The organism is Candidatus Rokuibacteriota bacterium (assembly GCA_016188005.1).
Taxonomy (GTDB): domain Bacteria; phylum Methylomirabilota; class Methylomirabilia; order Rokubacteriales; family CSP1-6; genus UBA12499.
The window spans coordinates 20,984-30,386 of record JACPIQ010000033.1 but is presented as its reverse complement, the minus strand read 5'-3'; the positions used below and the strand labels follow the sequence as shown (position 1 = coordinate 30,386).

Sequence of the window (9,403 nt, the reverse complement as noted above, 5' to 3'; positions counted from 1 at the left end):
CGGGGAGTGTGGTCCTGGTCGCGATCTTCGTGGTGCTCTTCCGCCAGCATCCGACGCTCTATCTGGCCGCCATGGGGCTCGGCGCCGCGAGCTGGCTCGCGGGAACGCTGCTCTGGCATCGGGGCGAGCCGCTCTATCGGGTGGCCCCGTGGTGGATCGGCTTCCTGGTTCTGACCATTGCCGGCGAGCGCCTGGAGATCTCGCGCCTGATGTGCCTCGGGGCCTGGAGTCGGGCTGGGTTTGTCGCGGCGGGCGGGCTGTTCCTGTTGGGCCTCCTGGCCGGCCTCTCCGCCCCCGAGTTCGGCGTGCGGCTCGCCGGGATCGGCCTCGTGGCACTGGGTGTCTGGCTCCTGCGGAACGACATCGCCTGGCGCACGGTCCGCCAGGCTGGTCTCCCGCGCTACATGGCGCTCTGCCTGCTCCCGGGCTACGTCTGGCTCGGAGTCGGCGGCCTGCTGTGGTTCCGCTTCGCGGATCGGTTCACAGCCGGCCCGTTCTATGACGCCATGCTCCATTCCATCTTTCTGGGGTTTGTCTTTTCCATGATCTTCGGCCACGCGCCAATCATCCTTCCGTCCGTTCTCGGGATCGCCCTGCCGTTTCGTCCCGCCTTCTACGCGCATCTCGGGCTGCTCCACCTCTCGGTGCTGGCGCGGGTATGCGGCGATCTCGGCTTCGCGCTCGGCGCGCCGGCGTGGAGCGGCTTCGCCAATGTCCTGGCGATTCTTCTCTTCTTGGTCAATAGTATTCGGGCCGTGAGACTCGGCTGGGAGGCGTGAGTGATGGGTCCGAGCGAGGAGGAGACCCTCGAGGCCTTGAAGCAGGTCTACGATCCGGAGATCCCCGTGGACGTCGTCAACCTGGGGCTCGTCTATGAGGTTGCGATCGATGCCGGGACCGTCCGTGTGAGGATGACGACGACGTCGCCGGGTTGCCCGGTCGGGGACTTCCTGGCTCAAGAGGTGGAGCGGGCGCTCCGGAAGCTCGACGGGGTTAAGGCGGTTCCCGTGGAGCTCGTGTGGGACCCGCCCTGGACCCCCGAGCTGATGAGCCCGGCGGCCAAAGAAACGCTGGGGTGGCGATCGTAGGGGTCAGACTTGCGTTGCGCCAGCAACAGTGCACCAGCGGAAGCCTGACGCCCATCGCCGCTAAGGGCTCGTAAGACAATAGATGGATCGAAGGGGAATGGCGGGTCGCCTGATCGGAGCTCACCGCGAGGCCCATCCGGACCCCCGCCACCGCCCGGATCTGCTCGCGGCGGCGGTGCAGCTCGCGGACCGCCTCGAGGGCCTCGGGGCTCTCCATGCCCCCGAGCCCGACGGCGTCAGCGTTCGCGAAGACCCCGGCCGTCGTGGCGTCGATGAGCGACGCCTTCACGCGGCCAACTTCCAGGACAATGAGACGTTTGCCTCATGGACGCGGGAGCCCCGCTTCGTCCAGCATGAACGGAGCGACTCAGCTCGCCCTGTGACCCACATGCGACTCAGCCGAGAGAGTGAATACGGGTTGGAAGGACTGCGGGTCCTGGCCAACCGGCCGCCCGGCACCGTGATGCTCCTTCAGGAGATTGCCGAAGCCGGAGATCTCCCCGCGCGCTTCCTTGCCAAGATCTTTCTGAAGCTTCGCCGGCAACACCTGGTCCGCTCTCATCGCGGGCTGGTTCGGGGCTACTCGCTCATGCGGCCGGCGAAAAGCGTCACGATGCGCGAGATCATCGAGGCAATCGAGGGCCCGGGCCTGTTCGAGCGATGCGCGTTCTGGCCCTCGCGGTGCGACCCGCAGCATCCGTGCCTCGTCCACCGCCAGTGGGGCGAGAAGCTGCGACCGACGCTCAAGGAGATCCTGGAGGGCATCACGCTCGCGCAGGTCGCCGCGACGACGCCCCGACGGAGTCCCCGGGCCTCGAGGCTCACGGCCCGACGGCGCTAGCGCGTCGGGGCGTGAAGCCGCCGGTCCTTCTTCGCTCCAGCTCGGCCAGACCTTGAGGATCAGTTCGTGGGCTCCCGGCCCCGCAACGCGGCGCTCCAGCGCGTCGAGGGCGACCGGGAGGACGATGTCGCGCTCCGCATGCTCGCAGAGCACGACACCCGGAGGTCCGCCGCCCGTCCGGGTCCCGTGACCCGGCGGCGCCGGTAACAGGTGCTGTTCCTCCTGAGGCGTGATGGCAGCGATCCACAAAACCGCTGAAGACGTCCTGTAGCCACCCGGAGGCAGTCTCGTCCGCCGGTCCAGGCTGACGATCGTCGACGCGACCCGGGCAGGATATGACGGGCGTCATGATATGGCGTCCACCGACCCCCGTCCCTCGGCCGCATGGCCCACAAAAATGAGCCGCCCTTCCTATTGAGTCCATGAGAGATCGGGCCTCAGATGTCAGTAGACCTGAGCGGTCTTTTGACTCTTGTGAGACTCAACCGCGAAAGCGAGTACGCAAGCCGATGCTCCGGCGCACCCTCGAACAGACCACGCTGGAGCAGATCGCGTCGGCGTCCGCGACGGAGGGGGGCGGGCCCCCTGGCCCCACCCATCGGTTCATGGCTGAGCGCGAGAAGGCGAGAGGTGCGCCCATGAGAGGTGTTCTGGTTCCGCGAGGCCTCGCCATGCTGCTCGTTGCGGGAGTCATCGGCGGAGGTGCGGCTGTGGCATTCGGACAGCAGGTGGAGCAGGGCCGGGGGCTGTTCCAGGAGAAATGCACCGCCTGCCACACGATCGGCCAGGGTGACCGAGTCGGCCCCGACCTGGCCGGCGTGACCTCCCGCCGCGACCGTGCCTGGCTGACGCGCTGGATCTCGGCCCCGGACAGGGTGCTCGCGGAGAAGGACCCGATCGCCACGGAGCTCCTCGCGAAGTACAGGAGCGTGCCGATGCCCAATCAGGGGCTCACCGGCGAGCAGTCGGCGGCGCTCGTCGCCTACCTGGAGGCCGCGCCCGCCGGCGGGGGCCCGGGAGGCGCGCGGGCGGGCGCGGCCCCGCTGGTAGCGGGAAATCCCGCGGTTGGCAAGGAGCTGTTCATGGGCACCCGCCGGCTCCAGGCCGGTGGCCCCCCGTGCATGGCCTGCCACAGCATCGCCGGGATCGGGGCGCTCGGCGGCGGGGCCCTCGGCCCGGACCTGACGCTCGCCCTCTCGAAGTACGGTGGCGACGCGGGTCTGGCCTCCGTCCTGGCGGCCATCCCCTTCCCGACGATGAGTCCCATCTTCGGGCGCCGCCCGCTCACCGTCGAGGAGCAGGCACACCTGCGAACGTTCATGGCGCAGGCGGCGGTCATCGAGCGCTCCCCGGCGGCGGTGGGCCAGCTGACGGTGCTGGCGATTGCGGGAGCCGCCGTGCTCGCCGGCATCGTGCACCTGTCCTGGCGCCGACGCCTCACGGGCGTGCGGCGGCGCATGGTCGAAGGGACGCGGCCGGCGCGCCGGGCGACCCCGTTGACGAATCGGTGACGAGCAAGCGCGCGATGGCAGCGCCGCGGAGGGCGTGACCATGGGCTGGATCCAGGATCTCGTGAACCCCCGGGGCCGGCAGTGGGAGGAGTTCTACCGGAACCGGTGGCAGCACGACAACGTCGTCCGCAGCACGCACGGGGTCAACTGCACTGGCGGCTGCTCGTGGGCGATCCACGTCAAGGACGGCATCATCACCTGGGAGATGCAGCAGACCGACTACCCGCTCCTGGAGTCGAATCTCCCGCCCTACGAGCCGCGCGGGTGCCAGCGGGGGATCTCGGCATCCTGGTACGTGTACAGCCCTATCCGGGTGAAGTATCCGTACGTGCGGGGCGCCCTCATGGATCTCTGGCGCGAGGCGAGGGCGCGGCACGCGAACCCGGTGGAGGCCTGGGGCTCCATCGTCGAGGACGAGGTGAAGCGGGCGCGGTACCATCGCGCCCGCGGCAAGGGGGGCTTCCGGCGCGCCGCGTGGGACGAGGTCCTGGAGATCGTTGCCGCCTCGTGCCTGTACACGGCGAGGAAGTGGGGGCCCGATCGCGTGTTCGGCTTCTCCCCCATCCCGGCCATGTCCTACCTCTCGTACGCCGCCGGCTCCCGCTTCTTGCAGCTGTTCGGGGGCGTCAACATGAGCTTCTACGACTGGTACGCCGATCTCCCCAACGCGTTTCCGGAGATCTGGGGCGATCAGACGGACGTCTGCGAGAGCGCGGACTGGTACAACTCGAAGTACATCATCTCCATGGGCGCGAACCTCAACATGACGCGCACCCCCGACGTTCACTTCGTCGCGGAGGCGCGCCACGAAGGGGCCAAGTTCGTCGTCATCGCTCCGGACCTCAGCCAGGTGGCCAAGTACTCCGACTGGTGGATCCCGATCCAGGCCGGGCAGGACACCGCGCTGTGGATGGCGGTCAACCACGTCATCCTCAAGGAGTTCCACGCCGAGCGGCAGGTGCCGTACTTCGTGGACTACCTCACGCGCTACAGCGACGGCCCCTTCCTGGTCGTCCTCGAGCAGGATGAGCGCGGCTACCGCCCCGGGCGCCTGCTGCGCGCCGGCCGCCTGCCGCGCTACCAGGACGTCGAGAACGGCGACTGGAAGCTGCTGGTCTACGACCGGAGGAGCGGCGAGCCGCGCATGCCCAAGGGCACCGTGGGCTTCCGGTGGAGCCGCGAGAAGGGGAAGTGGAATCTCAAGATGGAAGATGGGCTGGATGACAGCCCCATCGACCCCATGCTGAGCTTCCTCGGCCAGCAGGAGGACGTGCTCCAGGTCTCCTTCTACGAGTTCGCCTCGGCCAAGGGAGCTCTCCGCGGGGTGCCGGTCCGCTACGTGGAGACGAGCGAGGGCCGGGTGCCCGTCGCGACCGCCTTCGACCTGCTGATGGCGCAGTTCGGCGTGGGCCGCGGGTTGCCCGGCGAGTACCCCGCGAGCTACGACCAGATGGCGCCCTACACGCCGGCCTGGCAAGAGCAGTACACGGGCATCGGCCGCGACACCGTCATTCGCCTGGCCCGCGAGTTCGCCGCCAACGCCGAGGCGACCCAGGGGCGCTCGATGATCATCATCGGCGCGAGCATCAACCACTGGTACAACAACAACCTCGCCTACCGGGCGCCCATCACGGCGCTCATGCTGTGCGGCTGCTGCGGGGTCAACGGCGGCGGCATGAACCACTACGTCGGCCAGGAGAAGCTCACGCTCGTGGCCCCCTGGACGAGCCTCGCCTTCGCCCTGGACTGGGTGAAGCCGCCGCGGCGCCAGCAGACGCCGACCTGGCACTATGTCAACAGCGACCAGTGGCGCTACGAGGGCGAGTTCACCGACTACGCGCCGATCCCGCCCCGCACCCGCTGGGCGAAGGGCCACGCGCTGGACCTCGAGGCCATGGCCGTGCGGCTCGGGTGGATGCCCTACTACCCCCAGTTCGACGGCAACCCGCTGGATCTGGTGCGAAAGGCCTCGGCCGCCGGCGCCAGGACCGCGGACGATGTCATCCGGTGGACCGTCGGGCGGCTGAAGGACGGCAAGACACGGTTCGCGGTCGACGACCCCGACGCGCCGGAGAACTGGCCGCGTGTGTGGATCATCTGGCGGGGGAACGCCATCCAGTCCAGCGCCAAGGGGCATGAGTTCTTCCTGCGCCACTACCTGGGCACGCACGACAACGCCATCGCCGAGGAGCAGGCCAGGGGGAAGGTCAAGACGGTCACGTTCCGCGAGCCCGCGCCGCGGGGCAAGATGGATCTGGTCGTCGACCTCAACTTCCGGATGGACAGCTCGGCATTGTACTCCGACATCGTGCTCCCGTCCGCGTTCTGGTACGAGAAGAACGACCTGAACACCACCGACCTGCACTCCTTCGTCCACCCGCTGGGCGCTGCAGTGCCACCCGTGTGGGAGTCGAAGACGGACTGGGAGATCTTCAAGGCCTTCGCGAGGAAGGTGAGCGAGCTGGCGCCGACGGTCTTTCCCGCGCCGGTCACGGACCTGGTCGCCTTTCCGCTGATGCACGACACCCCCGACGAGCTCGCGCAGTCCGAGCCCCGCGACTGGCGGGCCGGGGAGTGCGAGCCCGTCCCCGGGAAGACGATGCCCCACCTGCAGGTGGTGGAGCGCGATTACGCCGCCCTGTACCAGCGCTTCATCTCTCTGGGCCCGAAGATCCGCGAGGACGGCGTCAGTGGGAATGGGGTGCAGATCCCCGTCGCGCCCTTCTATGACGAGCTCTTGAAGAACCCCGTGGGTGGATCGCCGGATCCCCGTCACATGCGCTGCGTGGAGTGGGGCGGGCAGAAGTACCCGAGTCTCGAAGACGCGCTGGACGCGGCCAACGCCGTGCTCCATCTCGCCCCCGAGACCAACGGCGAGGTGTCGCACGCCGCCTTCAAGCACGAGGAGGAGCGGGTGGGCCTGCCGCTGGCGGACCTGGCCGAGACGGGGCGGGGCGTGCGCATGAACTTCGGGGACATCACGCGCCAGGTGCGCCGCACCCTCATCAGCCCCTGCTGGAGCGGCATGGTGAACGACGGGCGCGCCTACGCCGCCTGGTGCCTGAACGTGGAGCGGCTCGTCCCCTGGCGCACGCTGACGGGCCGGCAGCACTTCTACGTCGATCACCCCTGGTATCTCGATTTCGGTGAGCACCTGCCGACGTTCAAGCCGAAGCTCGATCCCCGGAAGACCGGAGACATCGTGGGGAGCCCGGTCGACGCCCAGTGCCTGGTGCTCAACTACATCACCCCGCACGGGAAGTGGAACATCCACTCGACGTACAAGGACAACCACCGGATGCTGACGCTTTCGCGCGGGATGGATCCGATCTGGATCAACGACAAGGACGCCGACCGGATCGGTCTGGAGGACAACGACTGGGTCGAGGTCTACAACGACAACGGCGTCGTCGTCACCCGCACGGCCGTCAGCTCCCGGGTGCAGCCGGGGACGTGCCTCTACTACCACGCCGTCGAGCGCACGATCTACATCCCCAAGTCGCAGGTGCGAGGCGGGCGGCGGGCCGGCGGGCACAACAGCCTCACCCGGACGCGCATCAACCCCGTCGAGCTGGCCGGCGGCTACGCGCAGTTCACGTACGGCTTCAACTACTGGGGCCCGATCGGCATCCTCACGCGCGACACCTACGCGGTGGTGCGCAAGCTGGAAAGGCTGGAGTGGTGAGGCGCGCCTCGGTGCGGGCCGATCTGGCGACAGGAGAGAAGGAGCCGCGGACATGAACATCCGTGCGCAGGTGTCGATGGTCTTCCACCTGGACAAGTGCATCGGCTGCCACACGTGCAGCATCGCGTGCAAGAACATCTGGACCGACCGCAAGGGCACCGAGTACATGTGGTGGAACAACGTGGAAACCAAGCCGGGCACCGGCTACCCGACCCTCTGGGAGGACCAGCAGCGATACAAGGGGGGCTGGGAGAAGCAGGGCGAGGAGCTGCGGCTGAAGCTCCACGGGCGCCTGGGCGGGCTGGCGAACATCTTCTTCAACCCGTACCTGCCGACCGTGGACGACTACTACGAGCCGTGGACCTACGACTACGAGCACCTGTTCTCGGCCCCCGAGGGGGACGACCAGCCGACCGCGCGCGCCATCTCCTTGATCACCGGCAAGCCCATGGAGATCGAGGCCGGGCCCAACTGGGACGACGACCTCGGCGGGTCGCCCGTCTACGCACGGAACGACCCGAATCTCGCGGGGATCACGGAGGAGGAGCGGCAGCAGCTGAACGAGATCGAGCGGGTCGTGTTCTTCTACCTGCCGCGCATCTGCAACCACTGTCTGAACCCGGGCTGCGTCGCCGCATGCCCGGCCGGGGCCGTGTACAAGCGCGGTGAGGACGGCATCGTGCTCCTCAGCCAGGAGAAGTGCCGCGCCTGGCGCATGTGCGTCTCGGGGTGTCCGTACAAGAAGACCTACTTCAACTGGTCGACCGGGAAGTCGGAGAAGTGCATCCTGTGCTATCCGCGCCTGGAAAGCGGCCAGGCGCCCGCCTGCTTCCACTCGTGTGTCGGACGCATCCGCTATCTGGGCGTCCTGCTCTACGATGCCGATCGCATCCCGGAGACCGCGTCGGCGCCCGAGCGGGAGCTGGTGGACCGACACCGCGAGATCATTCAGGACCCCTTCGATCGGCGCACCATCGAGGCGGCGACGGCGTCCGGCATCTCCGACGCGATGATCGATTCGGCGCAGAAGTCGCCGGTGTACAAGTTCGTCAAGCGGTGGAAGCTGGCCCTGCCCCTCCACCCCGAGTTCCGCACGCTCCCGATGCTGTTCTATGTTCCGCCGATGCTGCCGGTCGTGGCGAAGGTCAAGGATGGACACTACGATGTCGCCGGCGCGGCCGAGCGGGGCCTGGCGCCTCTCCTCAGCTCGCTTGAGCGGGCGCGGGTTCCGCTGCGCTACATGGCCGGCCTGTTCGCCGCGGGCAACGAGGAGGTGGTCGCGGCCGTCTACCGGAAGATGATCGCGGTCCGGATCTACAAGCGTGCGCGGAGCGCCAAGGACGTGCCGGAGGAGAACGTGACGGCGGCGCTCGCACAGGGCCGGACCACACCAGAGGAGGTCGAGGCCATCTTCCGCCTGACGGCGATGCCGACCTTCGACGAGCGATTCGTCATCCCGCCACTCGCCAGGGAATCGGCCATCGAGAGCATCACGACGCCCTTCACCCACAAGCGCGAGGGCGGGTTCGGCCTCCGCAAGCCGCCTGCGCGGGGATGGTAGCCGTGGCCCCCGGGTTCGCCGATCGCGAGGTGTGTCGGGCGTTCGCCGAGATGCTCTCCTACCCCGGTGGGGGCGTGGGGCTTGCCGCCCGCGCGTGCGCGGCCGAGCTTGCGGGGCGCAGCCCGGCGGCCGCCAGGCTGGTGGAGGCCTTTGCAGCGTTCGCCGGAGAGACACCTCGGGGTACCCTCGAGGAGGCCTACACCTCGGCCTTCGACCTTGGCGGCGCAGGCTACCCCTACGTCGGCTACCACCTGTTCGGCGAGAGCTACAAGCGCAGCGTGTTTCTCGTCCGCCTGAAAGAGCAGTACCGGGCCTGCGGGCTCGACCTCGGCAGCGAGCTGCCCGATCACGTGGCGGCGCTCATGGGCCTTCTCGCCGCGAGCGAGGACGCCGACTTCGCGGAAGAGCTGATCACCGACGCGCTCGTTCCGGCCCTGGACCGCATGCTCGGGAGATCGAAGGCCGGGGCCGCGCCCGAAGACGGGGGCCCATCCGGCGAGGATTCCATGTCCGACGACGGGCGCGCATCGGACGAGGGACCCCCGCCCGGCGAGGCCCCCCCGCCCGATGAGCCCCCGGGCCGCCAGGCCTATCGAGGGCTGTTGCGGGCGCTCCGCCTCGCGCTTCAGGAGCCCCCCGCGCCGGTCGCCGCAGGGCCCGCCGCGTGCCCGGCCGGGGTCTCACGGCCGTCCGTGGCCCCGTAGCCGAAAAGGAGGG

At 68.7% G+C, this 9,403-nt stretch carries 8 protein-coding genes; 7 read left to right on the top strand and 1 reads right to left on the bottom strand.

Annotated features, from left to right (window positions below):
• Both HYV93_07595 and HYV93_07590 read left to right on the top strand, forming a co-directional pair.
• Positions 1-779, top strand: a 779-nt coding sequence (locus tag HYV93_07595) for a hypothetical protein (GenBank protein MBI2525833.1), incomplete at its 5' end; no start/stop codon positions are given.
• Positions 780-782: 3 nt separating this feature from the next.
• Positions 783-1,088, top strand: coding sequence for a metal-sulfur cluster assembly factor (locus HYV93_07590; GenBank protein MBI2525832.1), 306 nt, complete (start codon positions 783-785; stop codon positions 1,086-1,088).
• On the opposite strand, the gene HYV93_07585 is transcribed toward HYV93_07590, so the two are convergent.
• Positions 994-1,377, bottom strand: coding sequence for a hypothetical protein (locus HYV93_07585; GenBank protein MBI2525831.1), 384 nt, complete (start codon positions 1,375-1,377; stop codon positions 994-996). The two genes, HYV93_07590 and HYV93_07585, sit on opposite strands and share 95 nt — an antisense overlap.
• A 99-nt stretch (positions 1,378-1,476) precedes the next feature.
• Between HYV93_07585 and HYV93_07580 the strand changes: the two genes are divergently transcribed.
• The 5 genes from HYV93_07580 to HYV93_07560 all read left to right on the top strand — a co-directional run bounded on the left by HYV93_07580 (position 1,477) and on the right by HYV93_07560 (position 9,390).
• Entirely contained in the window at positions 1,477-1,929 is a 453-nt protein-coding gene (locus HYV93_07580; protein ID MBI2525830.1) for an Rrf2 family transcriptional regulator, read from the top strand.
• A gap of 710 nt (positions 1,930-2,639) precedes the next feature.
• On the top strand, positions 2,640-3,440 hold the full coding sequence (locus HYV93_07575; protein ID MBI2525829.1) for a cytochrome c: 801 nt from the start codon (positions 2,640-2,642) through the stop codon (positions 3,438-3,440).
• Between the two features lie 40 nt (positions 3,441-3,480).
• Positions 3,481-7,125 carry a nitrate reductase subunit alpha gene (locus HYV93_07570; protein MBI2525828.1) on the top strand — a complete coding sequence of 1,215 codons (3,645 nt, stop codon included), beginning with the start codon at positions 3,481-3,483 and terminating at the stop codon, positions 7,123-7,125.
• Between the two features lie 52 nt (positions 7,126-7,177).
• Positions 7,178-8,686 carry a nitrate reductase subunit beta gene (gene narH, locus HYV93_07565; GenBank protein MBI2525827.1) on the top strand — a complete coding sequence of 503 codons (1,509 nt, stop codon included), beginning with the start codon at positions 7,178-7,180 and terminating at the stop codon, positions 8,684-8,686.
• Positions 8,687-8,688: 2 nt separating this feature from the next.
• A complete protein-coding gene (locus HYV93_07560; GenBank protein ID MBI2525826.1) occupies positions 8,689-9,390 on the top strand; it encodes a molecular chaperone TorD family protein in 702 nt (233 codons plus the stop codon).
• Positions 9,391-9,403 lie beyond the last annotated feature (13 nt).